The sequence below is a fragment of the Methylocaldum gracile genome, from assembly GCF_053646815.1.
On record NZ_CM132196.1, the window covers coordinates 4,848,413 to 4,873,157 of the forward strand.

General features: G+C 56.8%; 23 protein-coding genes. 17 read left to right on the top strand and 6 right to left on the bottom strand.

Annotated features, from left to right (window positions below):
• Together prmC and ACWJJK_RS21615 are read left to right on the top strand one after the other, a co-directional pair.
• Positions 1-900, top strand: a complete 900-nt coding sequence (prmC, locus tag ACWJJK_RS21610; protein ID WP_077732586.1) for a peptide chain release factor N(5)-glutamine methyltransferase — start codon at positions 1-3, stop codon at positions 898-900.
• Between the two features lie 4 nt (positions 901-904).
• Entirely contained in the window at positions 905-1,318 is a 414-nt protein-coding gene (locus ACWJJK_RS21615; RefSeq protein ID WP_156881169.1) for a Mov34/MPN/PAD-1 family protein, read from the top strand.
• A 20-nt stretch (positions 1,319-1,338) separates the two neighbouring features.
• On the opposite strand, the gene ACWJJK_RS21620 is transcribed toward ACWJJK_RS21615, so the two are convergent.
• From ACWJJK_RS21620 to gatC, 5 genes are all read right to left on the bottom strand, one after another.
• Entirely contained in the window at positions 1,339-1,956 is a 618-nt protein-coding gene (locus ACWJJK_RS21620; protein ID WP_086133758.1) for a DUF502 domain-containing protein, read from the bottom strand.
• A gap of 94 nt (positions 1,957-2,050) precedes the next feature.
• Positions 2,051-5,575: a PAQR family membrane homeostasis protein TrhA gene (gene trhA, locus ACWJJK_RS21625; protein WP_156881168.1), complete on the bottom strand. Its 3,525-nt coding sequence runs from the start codon at positions 5,573-5,575 to the stop codon at positions 2,051-2,053.
• A gap of 64 nt (positions 5,576-5,639) precedes the next feature.
• On the bottom strand, positions 5,640-7,073 hold the full coding sequence (gatB, locus tag ACWJJK_RS21630; RefSeq protein WP_077732590.1) for an Asp-tRNA(Asn)/Glu-tRNA(Gln) amidotransferase subunit GatB: 1,434 nt from the start codon (positions 7,071-7,073) through the stop codon (positions 5,640-5,642).
• Positions 7,074-7,082: 9 nt separating this feature from the next.
• Complete coding sequence (gene gatA, locus ACWJJK_RS21635; protein ID WP_086133760.1) at positions 7,083-8,537, bottom strand: Asp-tRNA(Asn)/Glu-tRNA(Gln) amidotransferase subunit GatA; 1,455 nt, start codon at positions 8,535-8,537, stop codon at positions 7,083-7,085.
• Between the two features lie 69 nt (positions 8,538-8,606).
• A complete protein-coding gene (gatC, locus tag ACWJJK_RS21640) occupies positions 8,607-8,894 on the bottom strand; it encodes an Asp-tRNA(Asn)/Glu-tRNA(Gln) amidotransferase subunit GatC (RefSeq protein ID WP_077732592.1) in 288 nt (95 codons plus the stop codon).
• 105 nt (positions 8,895-8,999) lie between these two features.
• Between gatC and ACWJJK_RS21645 the strand changes: the two genes are divergently transcribed.
• From ACWJJK_RS21645 to ACWJJK_RS21715, 15 genes are all read left to right on the top strand, one after another.
• On the top strand, positions 9,000-10,046 hold the full coding sequence (locus tag ACWJJK_RS21645; RefSeq protein ID WP_077732593.1) for a rod shape-determining protein: 1,047 nt from the start codon (positions 9,000-9,002) through the stop codon (positions 10,044-10,046).
• 53 nt (positions 10,047-10,099) lie between these two features.
• Positions 10,100-10,975 carry a rod shape-determining protein MreC gene (mreC, locus tag ACWJJK_RS21650; RefSeq protein ID WP_156881167.1) on the top strand — a complete coding sequence of 292 codons (876 nt, stop codon included), beginning with the start codon at positions 10,100-10,102 and terminating at the stop codon, positions 10,973-10,975.
• Positions 10,976-10,994: 19 nt separating this feature from the next.
• Positions 10,995-11,456 (top strand): rod shape-determining protein MreD, encoded by a 462-nt coding sequence (gene mreD, locus ACWJJK_RS21655; protein ID WP_276205426.1) that lies wholly within the window; start codon positions 10,995-10,997, stop codon positions 11,454-11,456.
• A 27-nt stretch (positions 11,457-11,483) separates the two neighbouring features.
• Positions 11,484-13,328, top strand: coding sequence for a penicillin-binding protein 2 (gene mrdA, locus ACWJJK_RS21660; protein WP_077732596.1), 1,845 nt, complete (start codon positions 11,484-11,486; stop codon positions 13,326-13,328).
• Positions 13,325-14,461: a rod shape-determining protein RodA gene (gene rodA, locus ACWJJK_RS21665; RefSeq protein ID WP_077732597.1), complete on the top strand. Its 1,137-nt coding sequence runs from the start codon at positions 13,325-13,327 to the stop codon at positions 14,459-14,461. The genes mrdA and rodA overlap by 4 nt, the downstream gene beginning before the upstream one ends.
• 2 nt (positions 14,462-14,463) lie before the next feature.
• On the top strand, positions 14,464-15,465 hold the full coding sequence (gene mltB / locus ACWJJK_RS21670) for a lytic murein transglycosylase B (protein WP_077732598.1): 1,002 nt from the start codon (positions 14,464-14,466) through the stop codon (positions 15,463-15,465).
• A 97-nt stretch (positions 15,466-15,562) separates the two neighbouring features.
• Positions 15,563-16,708, top strand: a complete 1,146-nt coding sequence (locus tag ACWJJK_RS21675; protein ID WP_077732599.1) for a serine hydrolase — start codon at positions 15,563-15,565, stop codon at positions 16,706-16,708.
• A 19-nt stretch (positions 16,709-16,727) separates the two neighbouring features.
• Complete coding sequence (locus tag ACWJJK_RS21680; RefSeq protein ID WP_077732600.1) at positions 16,728-17,576, top strand: aminotransferase class IV; 849 nt, start codon at positions 16,728-16,730, stop codon at positions 17,574-17,576.
• Entirely contained in the window at positions 17,573-17,845 is a 273-nt protein-coding gene (locus tag ACWJJK_RS21685; RefSeq protein WP_077732601.1) for a YbeD family protein, read from the top strand. The genes ACWJJK_RS21680 and ACWJJK_RS21685 overlap by 4 nt, the downstream gene beginning before the upstream one ends.
• 191 nt (positions 17,846-18,036) lie before the next feature.
• The gene (gene mgtE, locus ACWJJK_RS21690; RefSeq protein WP_077732602.1) at positions 18,037-19,479 is read left to right on the top strand and encodes a magnesium transporter; all 1,443 of its coding nucleotides are present in this window, start codon (positions 18,037-18,039) and stop codon (positions 19,477-19,479) included.
• A gap of 10 nt (positions 19,480-19,489) precedes the next feature.
• On the top strand, positions 19,490-20,137 hold the full coding sequence (gene lipB / locus ACWJJK_RS21695) for a lipoyl(octanoyl) transferase LipB (RefSeq protein ID WP_077732603.1): 648 nt from the start codon (positions 19,490-19,492) through the stop codon (positions 20,135-20,137).
• The gene (gene lipA, locus ACWJJK_RS21700) at positions 20,130-21,107 is read left to right on the top strand and encodes a lipoyl synthase (RefSeq protein WP_168175541.1); all 978 of its coding nucleotides are present in this window, start codon (positions 20,130-20,132) and stop codon (positions 21,105-21,107) included. Before lipB ends, lipA begins: the two co-directional genes overlap by 8 nt.
• Positions 21,108-21,135: 28 nt before the next feature.
• Entirely contained in the window at positions 21,136-22,347 is a 1,212-nt protein-coding gene (locus ACWJJK_RS21705) for a type III PLP-dependent enzyme domain-containing protein (protein WP_086133763.1), read from the top strand.
• Between the two features lie 47 nt (positions 22,348-22,394).
• Positions 22,395-22,964: a C40 family peptidase gene (locus ACWJJK_RS21710; protein ID WP_454128470.1), complete on the top strand. Its 570-nt coding sequence runs from the start codon at positions 22,395-22,397 to the stop codon at positions 22,962-22,964.
• The gene (locus ACWJJK_RS21715) at positions 22,961-23,956 is read left to right on the top strand and encodes a zinc-dependent alcohol dehydrogenase family protein (RefSeq protein ID WP_454128471.1); all 996 of its coding nucleotides are present in this window, start codon (positions 22,961-22,963) and stop codon (positions 23,954-23,956) included. Before ACWJJK_RS21710 ends, ACWJJK_RS21715 begins: the two co-directional genes overlap by 4 nt.
• Before the next feature lie 64 nt (positions 23,957-24,020).
• Here ACWJJK_RS21715 and rpiA read toward each other — a convergent pair whose 3' ends face one another.
• On the bottom strand, positions 24,021-24,677 hold the full coding sequence (gene rpiA, locus ACWJJK_RS21720) for a ribose-5-phosphate isomerase RpiA (protein ID WP_077732606.1): 657 nt from the start codon (positions 24,675-24,677) through the stop codon (positions 24,021-24,023).
• Positions 24,678-24,745: the final 68 nt, after the last annotated feature.

Consider the following 24,745-nt stretch of genomic DNA (forward strand, 5'->3'; position numbering starts at 1 on the left):
ATGAGTACTCCTCTTGCCTCACCGAGATCCAGCGGCATCACCATAGCGGCCGCGCTTCAGACCGCCAGAAGTCGCCTCGAAGGTTTGAGCGAAACGGCGCGGCTCGATGCGGAAATTTTGTTAGCCCGCGCATTAAACCGAGATCGATCGTATCTTCGCGCATGGCCGGAGCGAAAGCTTTCGCCCGATGTAGAAGACCGTTTTCACCATCTGATCGAGCGACGACAGTCCGGAACTCCGGTCGCGTACCTATTCGGCGAAAAGGAGTTCTGGTCTCGTACGTTTAGGGTTAGCCCCGACGTGCTCATCCCACGCCCCGAAACCGAGTTGCTGGTCGAATTGGCGCTGGCGGCCACTCCGGCATCCCAGACGGCCGATATTCTGGATCTGGGGACCGGCAGCGGCGCCATTGCCGTGACTCTCGCCGCAGAGCGCCCGGCAGCCCGCGTCACCGCAACGGATCTTAGCCCCGGCGCTTTGAACCTCGCGCAGGAAAATGCGGTTCTGCACGGCGTCCGCAACGTTCGCTTTCGACTGGGCGATTGGTTCGATGCGGTAGCAAGCGACGAGCAGTTCGATTTGATTGTCAGCAATCCGCCTTATGTCGCAGACGATGATCCGCATTTAAACCGAGGCGATGTGCGCTTCGAACCGAGTTTGGCACTAACAGGCGGACTACACGGACTGGATGCTTTCCGGATCATTGCTCGGGAAGCCTGCGATTACTTAAAACCGCATGGACAACTCATACTGGAACACGGTTTCGATCAGGCGGATTCTCTGGCTGACCTTCTGAACGAATTCGGTTACGCCGAAATCAGCCGCCATTCCGACCTTCAAGGTCACTTCCGCGTCACAACCGCACGGTGGGAACCGAGCAGCCGATCCTTTTCGGAATAAAAGCATGCACGATAAAGAAATTCATATCCCCCGCCCCTTAGTCAACCAACTGTTGCACTATGCCCAAACATCGCCGGAAGTTGAAGTCTGTGGTCTGATCGGAGCGAAAGACGGCACCCCAAGCCACTGTTATCCGGTCAAGAATGCGTCGACTACGCCCGACTGCCGGTTCCAGATGGAACCTCAGGACCAAATCGATGCCATGCGTAAAATGCGGGAGCGAGGAGAGGAACTGTTCGCGATCTTTCATTCGCATCCGGCCGCCCCAGCCGAGCCTTCCGCCATCGATCTCGAACAAGCGGCCTATCCCGATGCGGTATATATCATTATCTCCCTGAACACAAAGGGAGTTCTTGAAATGCGAGGTTTCCGGATCAATCAAGCGCGCCAAATCGAAGAAATCGCGTTGCTCCTGTAACGCTCACGGCGCAAAGTCGGCTAACGGGGCAGGCCTAGAGTTTCTTGCGATTTCGGAAAATCAGACCCCACGCTCATGACGAAACTCGTCACCTCCGAGATATCGAGAGCGGATTTGACTACCTTCGACTCGTGCACGATGACGGTGAACCCATTGGTCGGATTCGGCGAAGTGGGCACGTATAGAACATATCTGTCGCCCTCTCGGTTCGTGACGTAAGCCGGCAGCCACATCCCTTCCCTAGGATATTCCACATAAACGATTTCCCGCTTTTGCTCATCGGGCCTGCTGCGAAACATATCGACAATCTTTTTGGTCACCCGGTAAACCGTGTTTAGGAACGGAACTCGCTCTATCGCGAGATCGACTAGGGAAAGAACCAGGGAATGGCGCCGTTTGTTGACGGTGTGCCCGATGTAAGTCAGCAGGCCGAAAACGCCGGCGAACGCGAGAAAAGTTATGCCGTAATTGCCGACCGCCTCTTGCACGCCGAATACCGTACTCAGAATCAAATGGGCGAGAAATATGACGATCTGCGCCACTACGATGATTGGCAGTACCGCCAGAGTACCGATCAAGAAATTGTTCAAGACGATCTTGGCGAGGTGCTTGGCCTCAGCGAAATTACTCGGCGCCATGAGTTTTCTCCCTGAATGTCTAATTTGCCTTGTTAGACAATACGCCGCGCAACAATGATCACCAGGCCTCCTCATGCCTGAAGCGGCGGCTCCTTCACTGACTTGGCCCGACTTCGGTCCGGCTGTCGAACCACCCGCGCCGAATCATCCACTTCGCTGCTTCCAACACCGGGAGTATCGTGGCCGACGCGCCCAGCACTACCGCCCACTCGATTCGCGACAGGCCGAAAGTGCCGAATGCCTCCTGAAAGAACGGCACATAGATGATAGCGAGGAGCAACATCGCCTCCCAAGCGATCGCCAGATTCAGCCATTTGTTCGCGAACGGCCGACGAAACACGGAAAAACGGTCGGATCGAAAATTGTAGGCCTTGAAGAACTCGATCGAGACCAGCGTCGCGAAAGTCACCGTCATCGCCTTGGAAAGCTCGTTGCCGTTGTGTAACGCCCAGACAAAGACACTGAGATTGACCAGAGTCGACCAAATACCGCCGACCAGCATCAGCGAAACGACGGGAAAACTGAAAATCCCCTGCTTCGGGTCGCGCGGCTTCTGTTGCATCAAGGCTTTGTCCATCGGATCGACCGCCAACGCCAGAGCGGGAAGTCCATCGGTAGCCAAATTCACGTAAAGAATTTGCACCGCGCTTAAAGGCAGCGGCAACCCTGCCAGCGTAGCGCCCGCCATCAGGCCGATTTCACCGATGTTGGAAGACAACAGATACATCAGGTATTTCTTGATGTTGCTGAAAATCCCCCGCCCTTCCTCTACGGCGGCGACGATGGAGGCGAAATTGTCGTCGGTGAGCATCATTGCAGCGGCCTCCTTGGATACATCGGTGCCGGTGATGCCCATAGCCACTCCGATGTCGGCCTGTTTGAGAGCCGGAGCGTCGTTCACGCCGTCTCCGGTCATGGCGACGATGCGGCCTTGTTCTTGCAGAGTCCGGACGATGCGAATCTTATGCTCGGGAGCGACACGGGCGAAGACCTCGATTCGCCTGACCGCCTGCGCGAATTCTTCATCGCTCATCGCGTCCAGTTCGACGCCCGTAATCACTCGTCCGTGGTTCAAAATGCCCAGCTCGCGGGCAACCGCTCGGGCGGTGGCAGGATGGTCCCCCGTAATCATGATGACCTTAATGCCGGCCTTTTCGCAGGTGGCGATGGCGGACTTGGACTCGGAGCGAGGCGGGTCGATCATCCCGACCAGCCCCAGGAAACACATGTCTTTTTCAGCCGTTTCCAGAGACGTGTCTTCCTTTTGCGCCACTGCCAGAACACGAAGCGCCTCGCCGGCCAAGCGCTCGGCTTCGGCCTGTATCACGCCGCGGGCCGCATCGTCCAAAGGAGCCTCCCCCTCTGCGCTCAGCCAGCGATCGCTGGCGCTAAGAATGACCTCCAAGGCACCTTTGGAATAAGCTATCCGCCCGCCCTCGGCATTCTCATGGAGCGTCGTCATCCGCTTGGATTCCGAGGTAAAAGGAATCTCGCCCACGCGCGGAAACCGGCGGTCCAATTCGGAGGGTTTTAACCCGGCCTTGGCGGCAGCGACCACCAACGCGCCTTCCGTGGGATCGCCTTTAACCTGCCAGCGGCCCTCTTCAGTTCGATGCACGCCCGCATCGCTCGCCAGTGCCGCCGCTTGAAGCAGATTCAACACTGGAGGGGTAGGAGCGACTTCCCGAGCCTTGTGGAGAAACCGGCCCACCGGTTCGTAACCGGCACCGGTAACGCTGAACAAGTCTCCGCCGGTCCAAATCTTGCGGACGGTCATCTCGTCCTTGGTCAAGGTCCCGGTCTTGTCCGAACAAATAACGGACGTGCTGCCCAGGGTCTCGACGGCCGGCAGACGCCGGATGAGCGCGTGACGCCGGACCATCCGGCGAGCGCCGATGGCCAGAGAAATCGTCACCACGGCAGGCAGGGCTTCGGGCACCACGGCAACGGCCAGGGCAATGCCGAAGATCAGCATGTGCTCGAAGGATTCGCCGCGCCAAATACCGAGAGAAACGATAACAGCGACGATGAAAATGGCGGCGACGGCGAGCACGTTCCCGACTTTGTCCAGGCTCTTCTGCAGCGGCGTCTCGCGCTGTTCAGCCCCGCGCAAGAGCCCCACGATACGCCCGAATTCGGTTTCCATCCCGGTCGCGACGACAATGCCCTGGCCCCGCCCATAGGTCACGGCAGTGCCGGCAAACCCCATATTTTGGCGATCACCGATGGCTAGCCCAGGATCGTTCAGCGGCGCGGTACGCTTTTCCACCGGCGCCGATTCACCTGTTAGGGGCGCCTCGTCGATTTGAAGGTTTACGGCTTCGATCAGACGCAGATCGGCGGGAATGCGGTTGCCGGTCAGCAAACGGACAACGTCTCCGGGAACCAGATAGCGTGCGGGTATCTCCACGAACTTGCCGTCGCGCATCACGCTAGCCATCGGTGCCGCCATCTGCTGCAGGGCTTCCATCGCGCGTTCGGCGCGGTACTCCTGGAAAAATCCGAGCAATACGGCGAATAAAACGATCACCGCGATGACGATGGATTCGACGGTATGCCCCAAATAAGCCGAAAAGCCGATGGCGACCAGCAGAATAACGACCAGAACGCTTTTGAACTGCGACAGAAAAAGTCTGAACGCCGGGGCCCCCTTGCCCTGCTCGATCTCATTGAATCCATGCTTGGCGAGACGGTGATCCGCCTCCTCTTCGGTCAATCCGCTTGGACCGGATCTAACGGCCTCATAAATCTGTTCAACCGTCCTGGCATGCCAGGACGGTTGCTGCTCCGTTACATCGGCCAGATCGGGTTTTATCAGCTCGATCCGATTCAGACTATTCCACACGAACCGCCAATGGAAACCGATGCCGGCCAACACAGCAACATGGAACAACTCGTGGGGGCCTAACACCCCGCCGACGATAACCGGCCATCGCAAAAAGTCGAGAAGCGCTCCCGAGGTGTAAGCCAATGCGCTGAACAGCAGCGTTTTGACGAATGAAAAACCGTAACGGCGCCAAACAGCTATCCCGGACGCCAGCCCCAGCCAGCCTAACCCTAAATACAGCGTCAAACCGAGCGCTTCCGGGATGTCCTGGAAAAAGATGACCTTGAGGGTCAACCCCGTAATAGCCAATCCCCAAATCAAAAGCAAAAAGCCCCAGCGCCAAAGACCGGAGAAAAGAATGCAGTGGACAGGGGTGAAACTCCCGGCGATCAACAAAAAGATCGCGGCATGATCCAGCCGCTGCAATACCGCACGTCCTGCCCCGCCGACGGACAGCAGATGGAACACGCCGCTCATGGAGAGGAGAAAAATGCAGGTAAAAACGAACACCCCGACAGCCACTATGTGGCCGACGTTGCCCCTGGCCCGGCGAATCAAGAAAAACCCCAGAACGGCAAACACGCCTGCGGCCAGCAAATGCATGAGAGAGCTTACGGGATCGGCAAAACCAGGAATCGAATAAGTCTCCATAGCGGGATAGGGCGTCAAAACGGCCAATTGAAAGGGGCAGGGATCTTGCGCCGGCGATGGAGTGCGGCCAAGAAACGGGGCTTGGGCCGGCAAACGCGCGAACGGTCCCACCGCGCCGAAACATCTCGCTTCGGGCGGCACTTAGATTCGGGAAGTGATCGATGGGACCTTAAGGGCTTGCTGATCGCCGCGGTATGACGCAAGGCTACTGCAATTTTTTCTTTAGCAAATCGTTCAACTGCTGCGGATTGGCCTTGCCTTGGGTCGCCTTCATAGCCTGGCCGACGAAAAATCCGAACAGCTTGTCTTTACCGGCCTTGTACTGTGCCAACTGCTCCGGATTCGCCGCAATGATTTCATCGATGATTTTCTCGATCGCTCCGGTATCGGTGATTTGTTTCAGCCCCTGTTTTTCGATAATGGCGTCGGCGGTCTCGCCGGATTCCCAAAGCGCTTCGAAGACCTGCTTAGCCAGTTTTCCTGAGATCGTACTATCGGCGATGCGCCTGATGAGACCCGCGAGGCGAGGCGCTTCGATCGGACATTTCTCGATCTCTAGACCGGCCTTGTTGAGTGCACCGGACAAGTCGCCCATGACCCAGTTGGCACATAACTTGGGATCGCTGCCCGCCGACTCCCTGACCACGGCTTCGTAATAATCGGCAAGCTCCCGCGTGGCCGTCAGCACGGTCGCGTCGTAATCGTTCAGACCGTACTGGGACTTGAAACGGTCGCGCTTTTCGTCCGGCAACTCGGGCAACCCCTTGCGCACGTCTTCGACAAAATTGCTCGATATTTCCAAAGGCAGCAGATCGGGATCGGGAAAATAGCGGTAGTCGTTCGCTTCTTCCTTGCTGCGCATGGAGCGGGTTTCGTCCTTGTTGGCATCGTACAAACGGGTTTCCTGTACGACTTGTCCGCCGTTTTCGAGAATTTCGATCTGCCGCTCGATTTCGTAGTTGATGGCACGCTCCACGAAGCGGAACGAGTTCAGGTTCTTGATTTCGGCACGGGTACCGAATTTTTCCTGACCTTTAGGGCGAACCGACACGTTGGCGTCGCAACGGAACGATCCCTCCTGCATGTTGCCGTCGCAGATCTCCAAATATCGAACCAGGGCATGCAGCTTTTTCATGTAAACCACCGCCTCCTTCGCCGAGCGAAGATCCGGCTCGGACACGATTTCCAGCAGCGGCGTGCCGGCCCGGTTCAAGTCGATTCCGGTAAAGCCGTGAAAATCTTCATGCAAGGACTTGCCGGCGTCTTCTTCCAAATGGGCGCGCGTGATCCCAATGATTTTCTCGATGCCGTCCACGGAAATGTTCAAATGCCCCTGGCTTACGACCGGAAGATCGTATTGGCTGATTTGATAGCCCTTCGGCAAGTCGGGGTAGAAGTAGTTCTTGCGCGCGAATACCGAAAAAGGAGCCACGCGGGCGCCGATGGCGAGACCGAATTTGACCGCCATGCGCACCGCCTCGCCGTTCAAAACGGGCAATACGCCGGGCAAACCCAAATCCACCGTACAGGCCTGGGTGTTGGGCTCGGCGCCATAGGCCGTAGCCGCACCCGAAAAAATCTTGGATTTAGTAGCGAGCTGGGCGTGAATTTCCAACCCGATGACCGTTTCCCATTCCATACAAACCTCTTAAACGAAATCTTTCGGAGCCCGCCGGTGCCAATCGGTCGCTCGCTGATACCGATGCGCGACATTGAGCAAACGCTCCTCGGAAAAGTAATTGCCGATGATCTGCATGCCGACCGGCAAATTCTTGGAAAATCCGACCGGAACCGACATGCCGGGGAGACCGGCCAAATTTACGGCGATCGTATAGATGTCCGACAGGTACATCGCGATAGGGTCGGCGGTCTTCTCGCCGAAGCGGAATGCAGCGGACGGCGAGGTAGGCCCCATGATCACGTCGACATCCTCAAAGGCCCGTTTGAAATCGTCGCTGATCAAGCGTCGGACTTTTTGGGCTTTAAGGTAATAGGCATCGTAGTAACCCGCGGACAGCGCATAAGTGCCGATGAGAATGCGCCGCTTCACTTCCGCACCGAAACCTTCACCGCGAGAGCGCATGTACAGATCGTGCAAGTCTTTCGGATCCTTACAGCGATACCCGAAACGGACGCCGTCATAGCGGGCCAGGTTGGACGAACATTCGGCGGGTGCCACAACGTAATAAGCCGGTACCGACAACTTCATGTTGGGCAACGAAATCTCTTTCACGGTCGCGCCCAGCTTCCGATATTCGTCAATAGCGTCGTCAATCAGGCGCGCGATGTCCGAATCCAAGGCCTCATCGAAAAACTCTTTGGGCAGGCCGATCCTGAGCCCTTCCAAGCTGTTGTTGAGAGAGGCGGAATAATTCGGCACCGGCCTATCTACGCTAGTCGAGTCCTTTTCGTCGAACCCGGCCATGACTTGGAGCATGAGCGCGCAGTCTTCCGCGGTTCGGGCCATGGGACCACCTTGGTCGAGGCTGGACGCGAATGCGATCATTCCCCAGCGGGAAACCAAACCATAGGTGGGTTTCAAGCCAGTGATGCCGCAAAAAGACGCAGGCTGGCGAATCGATCCGCCAGTATCGGTACCGGTGGCCCCCGGAGTCAGACGGGCCGCCACCGATGCCGCCGAGCCGCCGGACGAACCGCCCGGAACCGCATCGGTGTCCCACGGATTTTTTACCGGTCCGAAATAGCTCGTTTCGTTGGATGACCCCATGGCAAACTCATCCATGTTGAGTTTGCCCAGCATGACCGTTCCGGCCTGCTTGAATCGCTCAACGACCGTGGCATCGTACGGGGCGATAAAATTATCGAGCATCTTCGAACCGCAACTCGTCTTCACGCCTTTGGTGCAGAAGATATCTTTCTGAGCGATGGGGACGCCGGTCAAGACACCGGCAGAACCCTGTGATATCGCCGCATCCGCCGCTGCAGACTGCGCTAGCGCCTGCTCTTCAGTGACGGTCACAAAGCAATTGAGTTGCGGATCGTAGAGCCGGATGCGTGCCAGAAAAGTCTGTGTCAATTCGATGCTGCTGAATTCTTTTTTTCTGAGTCCGTCAGCTAATTCGGCAATGGTTTTGTCGTGCATGAGATAGTTCCGAAATCCAGAATACGCGCGAAACGGCGGTAGCCCTCCGGCTTCGGCCGTTCCTATCGATCACTCGATAACCTTGGGCACCAGATAAAGCCCCGCTTCCACCAAGGGTGCATGGGCCTGGAATAACTCCCGCTGGTCGGTCTCGCTCACCGTATCCGGCCTCAAGCGCTGAGCCTGATCCAAAGGGTGAGCCATCGGAGTGACCTCCGAGGTATCCACGGTGCTCATTTCCTCGACAAAATCCAATATGCCTGTAAGATCTCGAGCATAAGCGGCCGCTTTTTCCGCATCAATGGCAAGCCGGGCAAGCCAAGCAATTTTGTAAACTTGGTCAATATTTAAGGACATATTTGCATCCGATGTTTCTTTCGGTCATATAATACCTGATATATGGCTTTTGTCGCTCCGGGCTATCCGTTGTAAAATCACGGCATTCACAAGGACTATATGCCTATGTTCTTCAGACACCTCCGAGGATTTTTCTCGAACGACTTGTCCATCGACCTTGGCACCGCAAACACCTTGATCTACATCCGTGGCCAAGGCATCGTGGTGAACGAGCCGTCAGTGGTGGCTATCCGCGAGGATCGCACCCGCGGACAGAAATCCATCGCGGCAGTCGGTTCGGCTGCAAAGTCGATGTTGGGGCGAACCCCCGGCAACATCACTGCCATCCGGCCTCTCAAGGACGGAGTGATCGCCGACTTCACCGTCACGGAGAAGATGCTCCAGTACTTCATCCACAAGGTACACAGGAACAAGCTTTTTCGGCCTAGCCCCAGGGTTTTGATCTGCGTACCGTGCGGTTCTACCCAAGTAGAACGACGGGCGATCAAGGAATCGGCGGCCGGAGCTGGGGCACGGGAGGTCTATCTCATCGAAGAGCCCATGGCGGCAGCCATCGGTGCCGGACTGCCGGTGCATGAAGCGCGCGGATCGATGGTCCTGGACATTGGCGGCGGAACATCCGAAGTAGCGGTAATCTCGCTGAACGGTATCGTCTACTCCGCCTCGGTGCGTATCGGTGGCGACCGCATGGACGAAGCCATTATGAATTACGTACGCCGGAACTATGGGACACTGATCGGAGAGTCCACCGCCGAACGGATCAAGTACGAAATCGGTACTGCCTATCCGGGTAGCGAGATCAAGGAAATTGAAGTCAAGGGACGCAACCTGGCGGAAGGCGTCCCGCGCAGCTTTGTCTTGAACAGCAACGAAATCCTCGAAGCGCTTCAGGAACCTTTACAGGGGATTATCGGAGCGGTAAAAGTGGCGCTGGAACAGACACCGCCCGAACTGGGTGCTGATGTCGCGGATCGGGGCATCGTTTTGACCGGCGGGGGCGCGTTGCTTAAGGACATGGACCGCCTGATCGCCGAAGAAACCGGACTTCCCGTTTTTATCGCGGAAGATCCGATGACCTGCGTTGCTCGCGGAGGTGGGCGAGTACTGGAACTGCTGGACGAAATTGGCGCGGCAGCATTCTCACTTGAATGAAGTCGGCCGGCTGCCGGCTCGCGTCGTTTTAAGAGGATTGGGATATCAAACGGCTGTTCACGCGAGGCTATTCACTCAATATCCGTCTATTGCTGTGTTTGGCGGCTGCCTTGGTCTTGCTCGCCGCCGAGCAACACGGCGTCTTTCATGCCGCGCGAACGCCTTTCGCGTCCGCGACCTACCCTTTACAGCAAATCGTTAGCTCGCCCGTACGTTTTGGACAGCACATTATAGAATCCGTATCTACATACGCGGGGCTGGTGGCGGAAAACCAAAAATTAAGGGAGGAGCAGCTCGTCCTCAAGACGAAGCTGTTGAAATTCGCCGCCTTGGAGCAGGAGAATATCCGGCTTCGCGGGCTTTTGGACACCTCTTATAAAGTTGGCGAGCAGGTATCGATAGCCGAGCTACTGTCCGTCAACCTCGTCCCCTACGAGCATATCGTCGTGGTAAACAAAGGTGCCCGATTCGGCGTTCATGCCGGCCAACCTGTGTTCGACGCGAACGGAGTCGTGGGGCAGGTGCTGCGAGTTGGGCCCTACAGCGCCGAAGTGATGCTGATTACTGACCCGAATCATGCCATTCCGGTACAGGTAAATCGGAACGGCCTTCGTACTCTTGCTTTGGGCACCGGACAAACCGATCGCCTGGCACTACCCTATCTTTCCAGCAATGCCGATATTCAGGTAGGCGACCTCCTCGTGACCTCGGGACTCGGAGGCGTTTTTCCCCATGGTTATCCCGTGGCGACGGTAACAGACGTCGCACCGCAAAAAACATCCTTTGCAAAAATCTCTGCCGCGCCGGTAGCCCAGCTCGACCGAAACCGCGAGCTGTTGTTGGTCTGGAGCGACTCGCGATCCATCCCGCGCATCCCTGCCGGTCAAGAGCAGCATTCAAACACTTTACCCCCTAATGGCGACCGTTAAATCGTCCTCGGCCGGACTGATGGTGGTACCGCTAAGCCTGGTATTTGCCATGACTTTGCGCATTCTGCCTTTACCTCACGAGCTATTCGTACTCAACCCTGATTGGACCGCTTTGTTCCTGATTTACTGGACGATTGCGATACCGGACCGTGTAGGGGTAGGCACGGCCTGGCTCACCGGACTTTTCGTCGACACCCTAACCGGCCGCATGTTAGGTCAGCATGCCCTGGCTTACTCCGTCATTGCCTATGTCAGTCTGCGATTGTATCGCCGACTGCGCCTTTACCCGCTCCCCCAGCAATCCCTCTGGATACTCCTGCTCCTGCTGATCAGCCAATTTCTGATCCTCTGGACGCAAAACATCAAAAACATGAGTGTCCTAAATTGGACATATTGGCTACCATCATTCACCGGCGCACTCGCCTGGCCGGCGGTTTTGATGACGCTACGGCGAATCAGGCGCCATTTCAGCATCTTCTAACGTTCGGCTATGCGGTAAGTGATCGCTATGAGCCGCCCCTTCGACCTCAAAGGCAAGTTTTACGAGAACCGACTGTTTCTCAACCGCATCGCCGCCAGCGTGCTATTCATGCTGCTGGCTACCGCGGGACTTGTAATTCGCCTGATTTATCTCCAGGTGATGGGGCACGAGCACTACACGACCTTATCGCGAGACAATCAGGTCAAGATATCTCCATTAGCGCCGTCCCGCGGCTTGATTCTCGACCGTAATGGCGAAGTTCTGGCAGACAATACGGCCACTTATAGTTTGGAAATCATTCCCGAGCAGGTTCCGGATCTGAACGCCACCTTAGCCGAACTCAAGAACCTGCTCAATCTGAGCGACGAAGATATAAGCCGATTCAAAGCTCAAAAAAGCCAACGAAAAAGTTTCGAAAGCGTACCCTTGCGCCTGGAATTGACAGAGGAAGAAATTGCCCGCTTCGCTGTCAAGATGCCTTATTTCCCCGGCGTCGAAATCCGAACTCGGTTCATGCGCAGTTACCCTTACGGCCATTTGACATCCCATGTCGTAGGCTACGTAGCTCGCATTAACGAAGCTGAGCTCCGATCACTGGATCCGGCACAATACCGCGGAACCTACCATATCGGAAAGAGCGGCATCGAAAAGGCCTACGAATCCGTTTTGCATGGCAAGACTGGCTACGAGGAATACGAGACCAACGTCCAGGGCCGCGCTATCCAGGTGCTGAACACCACTGATCCCGTAGCGGGAGCCGATCTTTATCTTTCGCTGGACATCCGATTGCAGAAAACCGCGTTCGATGCGCTCGGCGAGTATGACGGATCGGTGGTCGCCCTAGATCCTGCTACCGGCAGAGTATTGGTATTAGTTAGTAAACCAGGCTTCGATCCTAATCCGTTTATCCACGGCATCCGCAAAGAAGACTACGATATCCTTCAGAATGCACCGGAGCGGCCGCTATACGACCGGGCACTGCGGGGCGCGTATCCCCCGGGCTCGACGATTAAGCCGTTCGTGAGCTTGGCGGGTTTAAAAATCCTGGACATAAGTCCGGCAAGACGAGTGCTTTGCCCCGGTTATTACCGCCTTCCCAACGCGGACCACAAGTACCGGGACTGGCGCAAGCAAGGACACGGCTCAGTGGATCTCAAATCGGCCATCACCCAATCCTGCGACGTTTTCTTCTACGACCTCGCCCACCATATCGGCATCGACCAGCTACATGATTTCATGCAGCTATTCGGCTTCGGGGAGCGAACCGGAATCGATCTCGTCGGCGAAAAATCAGGCCTCTTTCCTTCGAAGGAATGGAAGAAAAAAAAGCGCAAGCAAGTATGGTATCCCGGCGAGACGGTCATCGCGGGCATTGGACAGGGCTATGTCCAAGTTACGCCTGTCCAACTAGCCAGAGCCACGGCGGTACTCGCCAGTCGAGGGCGAAACGTGGAACCTCGGGTCGTGGACACCATGAAAGCTCCGTACGAGATCCAAAACCCCTACCCTAAGAGCGGTGACGAATTTGTCGCCGATCTCAGACCCGAGCACTGGCGTACGGTGATTGATGCTATGGTCGATGTGGTCCATAGTCAACGGGGTACAGCCAAAGGAATAGCCCACGGGCTTTCATATACCGTCGCCGGCAAAACCGGGACCGCACAGGTGTTCACCGTGAGGCAAGACCAAGAATACAAGAACTTGAAGATTACCAAGGCTATGCGCGATCACGCCTGGTTCATAGCCTTCGCGCCGGCGGAAGCGCCTCGCATCGCGATCGCCGTACTTGCCGAAAACGGTGGGCATGGCGGGTCCGTCGCTGCCCCGATCGCCCGCGCCATCATGGATCAGTATCTACTGGAAAACCCATGAACATAGACCCCGTTCTCGCTCAACTCCGGATCACGCCGCCTCAGCACGTTTCGCCGCTGCAAAAGTTCCATATCGACGTGCCGCTGTTGGCCGGACTGGGAGGATTGTGCACTCTCGCCTTCATCATCCTTTATAGCTCCGGCGGCCAAGATATAAACGTACTCTTACGTCAGTCGGCGCGCCTCGGGCTGGCGATGGCCATCATGATCGCCATCGCGCAAATTCACCCGCGTCACTTCAAGTTTTATAGTCCGGTTCTTTATCTGCTCGGAGCACTGCTTCTGACAGCCGTTCTGGTGATGGGCAAGATAAGCATGGGCGCCCAACGCTGGCTAGACCTCGGAATCATTCGCTTTCAACCATCCGAACTGACCAAGTTGTCCACCCCCATGATGATCGCCTGGTATTTGTCCGGAAATACATCTCCGCTACGATTGAAGCAATTGGTTCTTGCCGGTGTATTGGTTCTGATTCCCACGGCGCTGATCGCCAAGCAGCCGGACCTCGGCACGGCTGTATTGGTAGCCAGCGCCGGCTCGGCCGTGGTGTTCCTCGCGGGAATCCCGTGGCGCTACATACTGGCCCTTGCAATTTTGGGTGGAAGCTTGCTACCTGTAGGCTGGCACTTTATGCACGGCTATCAGCGGGATCGGGTTTTGACATTCCTGAACCCGGAAGGGGACCCTTTAGGACGCGGTTATCACATTATTCAATCCAAAATCGCGATCGGTTCCGGCGGCATCTACGGCAAAGGATGGCTACACGGCACGCAGGCGCACCTGGAATTTCTGCCGGAGCGCTCCACCGATTTCATTTTTGCGGTGTTCGCCGAGGAGTTCGGATTGGTCGGCTGCTTGGGCCTTTTGGGGCTTTATTTGTTTGTTCTCGGGCGTTGTTTTTACATCGTGGTCCAGGCGCAGGACAACTATAGCCGACTCCTGGCCGGGGCGCTGACCGTGACTTTCTTTGTATATGTATTCGTCAACATCGGCATGGTGATCGGCATTCTCCCTGTGGTGGGAGTACCCCTGCCCTTGATCAGCTACGGCGGCACGTCAATGGTGACCCTGCTCGCCGGGTTCGGTATGCTAATGTCCGTCCAGACCCATCGTAAACTCCTGCCGAACGGATGATTATGAGATCCCTCAGTCTCATTTTGCTCATTGCTTCTCTTTATGGCTTTTCTTCACTCGGGAAGGCTGCGGAAAGTCTGCCGCAGCGACCGGACGTCCGAACTTTCATTCGGGATATGAGCCGCAAACATCACTTCAGCGCCTCAGAACTCAACAAGATATTCCAGGACGTGACCATCCAGGAAAAGATTCTCGAAGCCATGGCCAAACCATATGAAGCCAAGCCTTGGCATGTCTACCGCAAGCTGTTTCTCACCGAGAAACGCATACAAAGCGGGGTCGACTTCTGGGGCAAGAACGCTGCCGCTTTGAAGGCCACGGCCAGTAAATACGGCGTTCCCGCCGAGGTGATCGTCGCCATTATCGGAATCGAAACCAGCTACGGCCAGTCGCCGGGCAAGTACCGGGTGATCGACGCACTTTCAACTCTGGCCTTTGCCTATCCGAAACGGGCCGAGTTTTTCCGGCGCGAGTTAGAAGAGTTCCTGGTGTTATGCCGGGAAGAACACATGAATCCCGGCAGTCCCACGGGATCCTACGCGGGCGCGATGGGTATGCCGCAGTTCATGCCGAGCAGCTATCGGAGATATGCCGCCGATGGCGACGGCGATCAACGACGCGACATCTGGAACAATCCGGCCGACGCCATTGCCAGTGTCGCCCGTTATTTCTCCGTTCATGGATGGCAGTCGGGCGAGCCGGTAGCCTTCCCCGCTTCGGTGAACGGCGCTGTACACGAGCGGCTGGCAAACGGCAACCTAAAACCGAGCCGAACCTTGCAGGAATGGCTTTCGCTTGGCGTCATCGATTCCAGCGCGTCCTTGCCCGCCAACGTCAAGGCTGCTCTGGTCAAACTCGATGAAGAAACGGGGCCTGTCTATTGGCTGGGGCTTCACAATTTTTACGTCATCACCCGCTACAACCATAGCCCGCTATACGCGATGGCCGCCTACGAACTGAGTCGTGAATTGGTTTCTCGCCGTAGCGCCGGTAGTTCGTCCTGACCCAAAGACTCCAATGCCTTATCCGGCGGCCCCGGAACGCCGCATGCCCGTGTTACAATGCGGCGCCGATTTTTAACCTGACCGAAAGCAGAAAGCCGTGAAAATAAAATTACCCAGCTTGCTTTTCCTTTTCGCCTTGCTCGGATTTTACCGTCTCAGCCTCGCCGATCAGGTTTTGATCCCGGCGCCCCCCGAAATCGGCGCCAAGGCTTATATTCTGGCGGATTTCAACAGCGGACGCGTGCTCGCCGAGAGCAATGCGGATGAACGCCTCGAGCCTGCCAGCCTGACCAAGATCATGACCGCCTACGTGGTATTCCGGGAATTGGCCGCAGGCCATCTAAAACTGGATGACATGGTCATGGTGAGTGAAAAAGCCTGGCGCACCGAAGGATCGCGCATGTTCGCCCAGGTCGGCGCCCAGATTCCGGTCGAAATGCTGCTCAAGGGCATGATCGTTCAGTCCGGAAATGACGCTAGCGTGGCCTTGGCCGAACATATTGCCGGCGACGAAGCCGTGTTCGCTCAGATGATGAACCAACAGGCCGAACGGCTGGGTATGAAGAACACCCATTACAAGAACAGCATGGGCTTGCCGGATCCCGAGCATTATACGACCGCTCGCGATTTGGTTATTCTCACTCGTGCCATGATCGACGAATTCCCCGAGTTCTATAAATGGCACGCCATCAAGGAATTTGAATTCAACGGCATCAAGCAGCATAACCGCAACCGCCTATTATGGCGCGACCCGACCGTTGACGGCGTGAAAACCGGACATACCGAGGGCGCGGGATTCTGTTTGGTGACATCCGCGGTAAGAGAAGACATGAGACTGATCTCCGTAGTCTTGGGCACCAAAAGCGATAATGATCGAGCCAATGCCAACCAGGCTCTGCTCAATTACGGCTACCGTTTCTTCGAAACTCGGCCGATCTACAAAGCCAACGAAAAATTATCCGAAACCCGAGTGTGGAAGGGCGAAGACACCGAACTGGCTTTGGGTCTCAACCGTGATTTCTACGTCACGTTCCCGCGCGGCCAGTACCAAAATCTCAAAGCTGGCATAGAAGTCAACGGCATGGTCGTCGCTCCGGTGAAACAAGGCGACAAACTCGGCATGGTAAAAGTGACATTCAATGATCAGACCGTCGGCCAACAGGATCTGGTGGCCCTGAAAGTCGTCAACCAAGGCGGATTTTTCCGTCGAACGTTCGACCAAGCCCGATTGTTCTTCAAATAATTACGGGGAGCCGGCTTAAATGGCACAAAACGACTGCCTCGTCTATTTGAACGGGGACTATTTACCACCGAACAACGCCAAGGTATCCGTTTTGGACCGCGGCTTTCTATTCGGCGACGGCGTTTACGAAGTCATTCCCGTCTACGGGGGACGTCCGTTCCGGCTGGACGAACATTTGCGCCGGCTAGATAACAGCCTGCGCGGCATTCGGATGACGAATCCCCTTTCGGATAGTCAATGGGCGGACATATTCGACCGTCTTATTGCCGGGGCGCATGATCAATATCTCTATCTACAAGTCACGCGCGGAGTCGCGCCAAAACGGGACCATGCCATCCCGGCGGACGTCAATCCGACCGTATTCGTCATGTGCTCGCCTATCGCGCCTATTCCCACCAGCGGGGTATGCGCCGTCACCATGGACGATATCCGCTGGCAGTGGTGCCATATCAAAGCCATCACGCTGCTCGCTAATGTGCTGTTGCGGCAAGAGGCCGTGGATCGCGGCGCAGCGGAAGCCATCCTGGTCCGTGACGGATGGGTCACCGAAGGCGCCGCGAGCAATGTATTCGCGGTTGTCGACGGTATCCTGGTGACCCCCCCCAAGGGCAACGACCTCTTGCCTGGGATCACCCGCGATCTGGTGTTGGAACTGGCACTGGAAAACAACGTGCCTGCGGTCGAACAGCGCATCCGTTTGGATGATTTGAAGCGTGCTTCAGAAATTTGGCTGACCAGTTCGACCCGGGAGATTCTCCCCGTCATCGAACTCGATGGCGTACCCGTCGGCGGCGGTGAACCAGGGCCCCTTTGGTCGCGAATGCAAGCCATTTACCAAGCATATAAACAGAGGTTACGCACGGCATGAATACCGAAACTCCCGCTGCGCTGCTCCAGTTCCCTTGCGACTTTCCGATCAAGGCGTTCGGCCACAGCCGACCGGACTTCGACGGGTTGATTGCCGAAATTGTGCGCCGTCACGCTCCGAACCTAACCGAAGACGCCGTGACCGCTCGTCCCAGCCAAGGAGGGAGGTTCACGGCAGTCACCGTGACTATCCGGGCCGAAAGCAAAGCGCAACTGGATGCCATTTATCAGGATCTGACCCATTGCACCGAGGTCATCATGGCTCTGTGAGATGTAAAGCTACTACGCAACAGCCCGATGGCTGCGTTGCGCGGTGCTCGGACAGTCCGGGCAAGAGCCTGCCGCAACCTAATATTTAATATTTGAGAGGAATCTCGCCTTATGCAATAACCGATCTGCTCGACTTCGCCCACCTCGCATTGTCCTTCCGAACCCGCTTAGCAGCACCGACCGAGCGTTTCATGGCCGAACCGAATACCACTCCTCCCGAAGAAACACTCAAGCATCATCTGGAAGAGGTCATCACGCTCCTAAACAAACAGAAGCTCGAGGAGACCATTCTCCAACAGCGCGCGATGCCCCGCCACGACTTGGTGGAAACCCTGCTGCACAAGCGCCATCAGGCGGCACTGAAACAAAAGCTAGACCAACTCCATGCAGCAGACATCGCCTACATTCTTGAAGCGCTGCCTCTGGAACAGCGGCTGTTGGTCTGGAACCTGGTCAAGTCCGAACTCGACGGACAGATCCTGCTCGACGTGTCCGACGCCGTGCGCGAAACGCTCATTTCCGATATGGACACGGATGAGCTGTTATCCGCCACGGGACAGCTTGAAACGGACGAAATCGCCGATCTTGCACCGGACTTGCCGGAAGAAGTCTTGCAGGAACTTCTGGAGAAACTGAACGATCAGAACCGAAAACGTCTGCAATCGGTGCTGTCGCACGAAGAGGACACCGTGGCAGCCCTAATGGATTTCGGCATGGTCACGATACGGGAAGATATCAGCCTGGGCGTGGTGTTGCGCTATCTCAGACGTCGCGGCGATCTGCCCGAACACACCGACAAGCTGTTCGTGGTCGATGAGCACAATGTATTGAAGGGTGTGCTGCCTCTGAAACGCCTGCTCACCACCTCTCCCGAAAAGCCGGTCTCGGAAATCATGAGCAAGGACGTGGTGTCCTTTCATCTCGATGACGACGCCGAAGAGGCGGCCCGAGCCTTCGAGCGCTACGATCTCCTGTCGGCACCGGTGGTGGATCGCGAGGGAAAGCTGCAGGGGCGTATCGGCGTAGACGCCATCGTCGATTATATTCGCCGAAAATCGGACGAAGAGATGCTGTCCCAGGCCGGCCTGTTGGAAGAAGAGGACATTTTCTCCGGCGTCTGGAAAAGCGCACAAAACCGTTGGTTCTGGCTGGCAATCAATCTCGTCACGGCTTTCATCAGCACCCGGGTAATCGGCCTTTTCGAGGACACTATCGTCAAGGTGGTCGCTTTGGCTTCGCTCATGCCCATCGTCGCCGGCATCGGGGGCAACACAGGCAATCAAACCAGCATGATGATCGTCCGCTCCATCGCCCTCGGGGTGATCAATCCCTCGAATGTGAAGCGGCTGGTTTTCAAGGAACTGGCCATCGGTTTCCTCAACGGAGCAGTATGGGGTTCCGTGCTGGGCTTGATCGCCTATCTGCTTTACCGTGACGTCGAGCTCGGACTGGTCATGATGGGCGCCACCTTGCTAAATCTATTGGTGGCGGCGATCATGGGGATCGCCGTGCCTCTGGTGCGCGACCGGTTGGGGCTCGATCCCGCGGTCGGCACCAGCGTACTGCTGACTGCCATGACGGACGGCATGGGCTTTTTCATCTTTCTGGGTCTCGCGACACTGGTTCTCCTGTAACACCTCTCCCATGAGCGACACAACCGAAGTCCTGCACCTGCGCAATCTGGGCCTTACAGAGTACGAAACCACTTGGCGCGCCATGCAAGACTTCACCGAGCAGCGCGACGAGGACACGCCGGATGAGCTGTGGCTATTGGAACATCATCCGGTCTATACCCTAGGGCTGAATGGAGATGTCCGGCACATGATTCGAACGACGGACATTCCCGTAGTGAAAACCGACCGCGGCGGGCAGATCACCTACCACGGCCCCGGCCAACTGATCGCTTATGTGCTGGTCGATCTTCGACGGAAAAACCTGGGAATTAGGCGCTTGGTCAGCACCCTGGAAAACGCGGTGATCGGCCTGCTCAAGCAGTATGGCATCACGGCCGAGGCGCGGCGAGACGCACCCGGCGTCTACGTCGACGGACGTAAAATTGCGTCGCTAGGTCTGCGCGTGCGCAAAGGTTGTAGCTATCATGGTCTAAGTCTTAACGTGAGTTCGGATCTGTCGCCGTTTTCGGCCATCAACCCATGCGGCTATGCAGGTCTCGAAGTCACCAGTCTGACCGCGCTCGATGTGGCGATTCAACCCCACGAGGCGGCCGCTCCATTGACTGTGGAAATCATGCAAACTTTGAATTACGAGCGAGTGGTCCCTATCCGTGGCTGACAAAGATTCCTATTTGGCCCCCTCCAGGCTGAGCCCCGACACCCATCAACGCAAAGCCGACAAGCTGAAGCGTATCCCGATCAAGGTGATTCCAAACGAGTCCCCTTTGCGCAAGCCTGCCTGGATACGCGTCAAGGCGGCGAGCGGCGAGAGCGTGAATCGGATCAAGCAGATCCTGCGCGAACAGAATCTCCATACGGTCTGCGAAGAAGCCGCTTGCCCGAATCTGTCGGAGTGCTTTGGCCACGGCACGGCCACGTTCATGATCCTGGGCGATATCTGTACCCGCCGCTGCCCATTCTGCGACGTGGCCCATGGCCGTCCTTCGGAGCCGGACCCCAACGAACCCGAACACCTCGCGGAGGTCGTTCGGCAGCTAAGGCTCCGATACGTCGTCATCACCTCTGTAGACCGGGACGACCTTCGCGACGGCGGCGCCGGTCATTTCGCCGCCTGCATCCAAGCCGTCCGCCATCGGAATAAGGACATCAAAATCGAGATACTGGTGCCGGACTTTCGCGGCCGGATCGATGCCGCGCTCGATCGATTGGCAGCGACGCCCCCCGATGTCTTCAACCACAATCTCGAAACCGTACCACGCCTCTACCGACAAGCACGCCCCGGCGCGGATTACCATGTATCTCTCAACTTGCTGGCCCGCTTCAAGCAGATTCATCCGGAAGTGCCCACCAAGTCGGGATTGATGCTGGGCTTGGGCGAAACGCTCGATGAAGTGAAACAAGTCATGGCGGACTTGCGCGAACACGGCTGCGATATGCTGACCGTCGGCCAATACCTGCAACCGAGCCGCGACCACTTGCCGGTAGCCCGCTACGCGACGCCCGAGGAATTCGAACACCTCGCCGAAACCGGCCGAAATCTCGGCTTCTCCGCGGTCGCCAGCGCGCCGATGGTGCGCTCGTCCTATCATGCCGATCTGCAGGCATCTACTGTGCTGGAAGATTATTAAGCCGTAACCCGCTTCTTCCCGCAGCACCTTGGATATCGAGCGCCTCAAAAATGCCCTGCCGGAAACCCCGGCCTTCGTCTACGACGAAGCGCGGGTCATTCAAATGCTTGACCTCCTGGATCGAGTACGCGAAACCTCCGGCTTACGTGTCTTGTACTCGATCAAGGCATTTCCTTTCGCCGGGGCACTGCGCCTGATTCAGCCCAGAATCGACGGTTTTTCGGTCAGCTCTCTGTTCGAAGCCCGCCTGGCCTCCGGGATTGTCGAAACGAGCGGTCATCCGCCTCAGAAGCGCTCTCTGCACATCACCACGCCGGGCCTCAGAACAAACGAAATCGAGGAGGTCGCCGCACATTGCGATTTCATCAGCTTCAATTCTCTGGAACAGTTCGAACGGCTCGGACCGCACGTGGCCGGGCGGGCGAGCATCGGGCTGCGTGTCAATCCGCAGCTTTCGTTCCTCGCCGATGGCCGCTACGATCCTTGCCGGCCGTATTCGAAATTGGGCATTCCTGTCGATAATCTCGCCAGCATTCTGGATCGGAATCCGTCTTTAATGAGCGGTATTGCCGGACTCCATTTTCATACTTCGTTCGAATCGCGTTCCTTCGCTCCCCTGAAGGCGACTCTCGACCGGATCGAAGTCGCACTCGGCGGGCTTATGAACAGGCTCGAATGGATCAATCTGGGCGGCGGCTATCTCTTCGAAAATGGCGGTGATCTGGACGAATTATCCGAGTTGGTTACCGCTGTGAAACGGCGACGCGACGTCGAGATCTATTTCGAACCGGGCAAGGCCGTCGTCGGTCGCGCCGGTTATCTCGTCGCGAGCGTTGTCGACCGATTCGAGCGGGGCGGCAAATTCATTGCCGTCCTGGATACGGGCGTAAACCACCTTCCGGAGATCTTCGAATATCAGAAGGTCCCTCCGGTTGCTGAACATCGGCCGGATGGGGCATTCGAATGCCTGCTCGTCGGCAGCACCTGCCTCGCCGGCGATGTCTTCGGCGAATATCGATTTCGCGAACCCTTGAGAGTCGGCGACCGTGTGGTCTTTCCCGATGTCGGAGCTTACAGCCTGATCAAGGCCAACCGCTTCAACGGTTACGATTTGCCCGCGATTTTCGCATCCGATCGTTATGGCCGAGTCAAGGCAATGAAGCGTTTCGGGTACGAAGACTACCGAACCCAATGGATGGCCTCCGAACCCGATCTTGCCGCCAATCGCAGCCGAGACTAAATTTAAGGCAACTTCGCCAGCCCGAATCAAACACCCGGAGCCAACACATGGAGTCGGCTATCTATCAACTTTTCCGCAAACCCGTCATTTCGCAACTGCTCGCACTAGCCGCCGTCTCGGTTCTGCTCGCTGGATGCGCCGGGACACGGGAAGTCAAGCGGACGGTCCATTTTCCCGCTTCGAACGAAGTGGCACGTTACGCCCTCAGCTTGCAAGGAGCACCCTATCGCTACGGTGCCGAATCGCCGCGGGAAGGATTCGATTGCAGCGGCTTCGTCAAATACGTCTATGAAAAATACGGCGTTCGCCTGCCGCGAACCGCTTATCAAATGGCTGCTGCGACCCCGCGTGTCGACAGCAGGAACCGACAGCCCGGCGACTTGGTCTTCTTCAATACGACCGGACAGCCATTCTCCCATGTCGGGATTTATATCGGTAACGATACATTCGTACATTCCAGCAGCGTGAAAGGGAAAGTGATCGTCTCCAGTCTTGAACGTCCTTATTGGTTGGAGCGCTTTTTGGGCGTACGCAGACCTTACCGCCCGAACGGTGCGTCAGTCGCCGCTAGTGCCGAGAGACACGAACTTAATCATCACAGGGTAGGAAAGCCATGAAAGCGATCTTGATGACGCAACCGGGACTGCCGGATTTGCTCGAACTGCGGGATATCGAAGAACCAAGTATCACCGAGCCCAGCCAGATCAAAGTCCGGCTCAGGGCGGCCGGTGTCAATCCGGTCGACACCAAAATACGGCGAAATGGTCTTTTTTACCCAAATCCCTTACCGGCGGTGCTCGGCTGCGACGGTGCCGGAGAAGTGGTCGAAATCGGCGGAGCCGTGAGCCGATTCAACATCGGCGACTCGGTATGGTTTTGCCATGGCGGACTGGGCGGCGACCAGGGCAATTATGCCGAGTACACCGTGTTGGACGAGCGCTGGGCCGCTCCCATGCCGCAATCGCTCGATTTCGAACACGCCGCCGCAGCGCCCTTGGTATTGATTACCGCTTGGGGCGCCCTTTACGACCGCGGACGGCTACAAGCCGGCCAAACCGTTCTGATTCACGCCGCAGCGGGCGGCGTCGGTCATGTGGCGGTCCAACTGGCAAAACTCCGCGATGCGCGGGTGCTCGCCACCGTCGGTTCGGCGGAGAAAGCAGAGCTCGCCAAGAACTGGGGCGCGGATGCGGCGATCGATTACCGACAGGAAGACTTCGCACAGCGCGTAAACGAGCTGACCGACGGACAGGGCGCGGATCTGGTGATCGACACGGTCGGACCCGATGTGTTCAGACATAGCATCGACTGCACCGCCCATTTCGGCGATCTGGTCACGCTGCTGGACCCGGGCAACATCTCTTTGCAAGAAGCGCGGATGCGCAATCTCCGGATAGGCTTCGAGCTGATGCTGACCCCGATGCTGCGCAACCTGCATGAAGCCCGCGATCACCACGTGGAAATTCTGCAGCAATGCGGCGAATGGATAGACCAAGGCGTGTTGGACATTCATGTCAGCCAGGTATTGCCGCTGGAAAAAGCCGCCGCCGCTCACGCCCTGATCGAGACGGGGCATGCCACCGGGAAAATTGTCTTGAAGATATCGTAGGGCGGGTTAGCCCTGAGCGTAGCAGTAGCGAAGGCGAAGGGCGTAACCCGCCAAGACAAGATGGCTAATCCAGCTTTCTGACGCCGCTTTCGCTGCCGAGAAGAACGATGTCCGCGCCGCGCAAAGCGAAAAGGCCGACGGTCACGACACCGGGGATGTTGTTGATCTCCCGCTCCATCTCCACCGGATTCAGGATGTTCAGATTGTGCACATCGAGAATCTGGTTGCCGTTATCGGTGATATAGTTCTCGCGCCACTGCGGCTGCCCACCCAACTTTACGAGCTGACGGGCCACATAGCTCCGGGCCATAGGGATGACTTCCACGGGCAGCGGAAACTTGCCCAGGACATCCACACATTTGCTCTCGTCCACGATACAGACGAATTTACGACTGGCCGCCGCGATGATTTTTTCCCGGGTCAAGGCTCCGCCGCCGCCCTTGACCATCTGTTTGTGAGGATTGACCTCGTCGGCTCCATCGACGTACACCTCCAATGAGCCCACGGCATTTAAATCCAGAACCGGTATGCCGATTTTCTTGAGCTTAACGGTGCTCGTCTCCGAGCTCGATACGGCACCTTCGATATCCTGTTTGAAATCGGCCAGCAAATCGATGAAATGATTGACCGTCGATCCTGTGCCGATGCCTAGCACCGACACGCCCTTTACATAGTCTAGGGCGGCTTCCGCCACTTTCTTCTTAAGCTCGTCTTGGGTCATTTTCGTCGCTCCATCATGTGGTTACTTGAAAATTGCGGGATAATAGCGTGATCATGCCGGCGCTGTCA

Coding starts and splice junctions, on each gene's coding strand:
- ACWJJK_RS21710 (WP_454128470.1), top strand. CDS start 22,395: ATGGAGTCGGCTATCTATCAACTTTTCCGCAAACCCGTCATTTCGCAA.
- rpiA (WP_077732606.1), bottom strand. CDS start 24,677: ATGACCCAAGACGAGCTTAAGAAGAAAGTGGCGGAAGCCGCCCTAGAC.
- mreD (WP_276205426.1), top strand. CDS start 10,995: ATGGTGGTACCGCTAAGCCTGGTATTTGCCATGACTTTGCGCATTCTG.
- ACWJJK_RS21615 (WP_156881169.1), top strand. CDS start 905: ATGCACGATAAAGAAATTCATATCCCCCGCCCCTTAGTCAACCAACTG.
- mgtE (WP_077732602.1), top strand. CDS start 18,037: ATGGCCGAACCGAATACCACTCCTCCCGAAGAAACACTCAAGCATCAT.
- gatC (WP_077732592.1), bottom strand. CDS start 8,894: ATGTCCTTAAATATTGACCAAGTTTACAAAATTGCTTGGCTTGCCCGG.
- mrdA (WP_077732596.1), top strand. CDS start 11,484: ATGAGCCGCCCCTTCGACCTCAAAGGCAAGTTTTACGAGAACCGACTG.
- ACWJJK_RS21685 (WP_077732601.1), top strand. CDS start 17,573: ATGAATACCGAAACTCCCGCTGCGCTGCTCCAGTTCCCTTGCGACTTT.
- mltB (WP_077732598.1), top strand. CDS start 14,464: ATGAGATCCCTCAGTCTCATTTTGCTCATTGCTTCTCTTTATGGCTTT.
- rodA (WP_077732597.1), top strand. CDS start 13,325: ATGAACATAGACCCCGTTCTCGCTCAACTCCGGATCACGCCGCCTCAG.
- lipB (WP_077732603.1), top strand. CDS start 19,490: ATGAGCGACACAACCGAAGTCCTGCACCTGCGCAATCTGGGCCTTACA.
- ACWJJK_RS21645 (WP_077732593.1), top strand. CDS start 9,000: ATGTTCTTCAGACACCTCCGAGGATTTTTCTCGAACGACTTGTCCATC.
- prmC (WP_077732586.1), top strand. CDS start 1: ATGAGTACTCCTCTTGCCTCACCGAGATCCAGCGGCATCACCATAGCG.
- gatB (WP_077732590.1), bottom strand. CDS start 7,073: ATGGAATGGGAAACGGTCATCGGGTTGGAAATTCACGCCCAGCTCGCT.
- ACWJJK_RS21680 (WP_077732600.1), top strand. CDS start 16,728: ATGGCACAAAACGACTGCCTCGTCTATTTGAACGGGGACTATTTACCA.
- gatA (WP_086133760.1), bottom strand. CDS start 8,537: ATGCACGACAAAACCATTGCCGAATTAGCTGACGGACTCAGAAAAAAA.
- ACWJJK_RS21620 (WP_086133758.1), bottom strand. CDS start 1,956: ATGGCGCCGAGTAATTTCGCTGAGGCCAAGCACCTCGCCAAGATCGTC.
- ACWJJK_RS21715 (WP_454128471.1), top strand. CDS start 22,961: ATGAAAGCGATCTTGATGACGCAACCGGGACTGCCGGATTTGCTCGAA.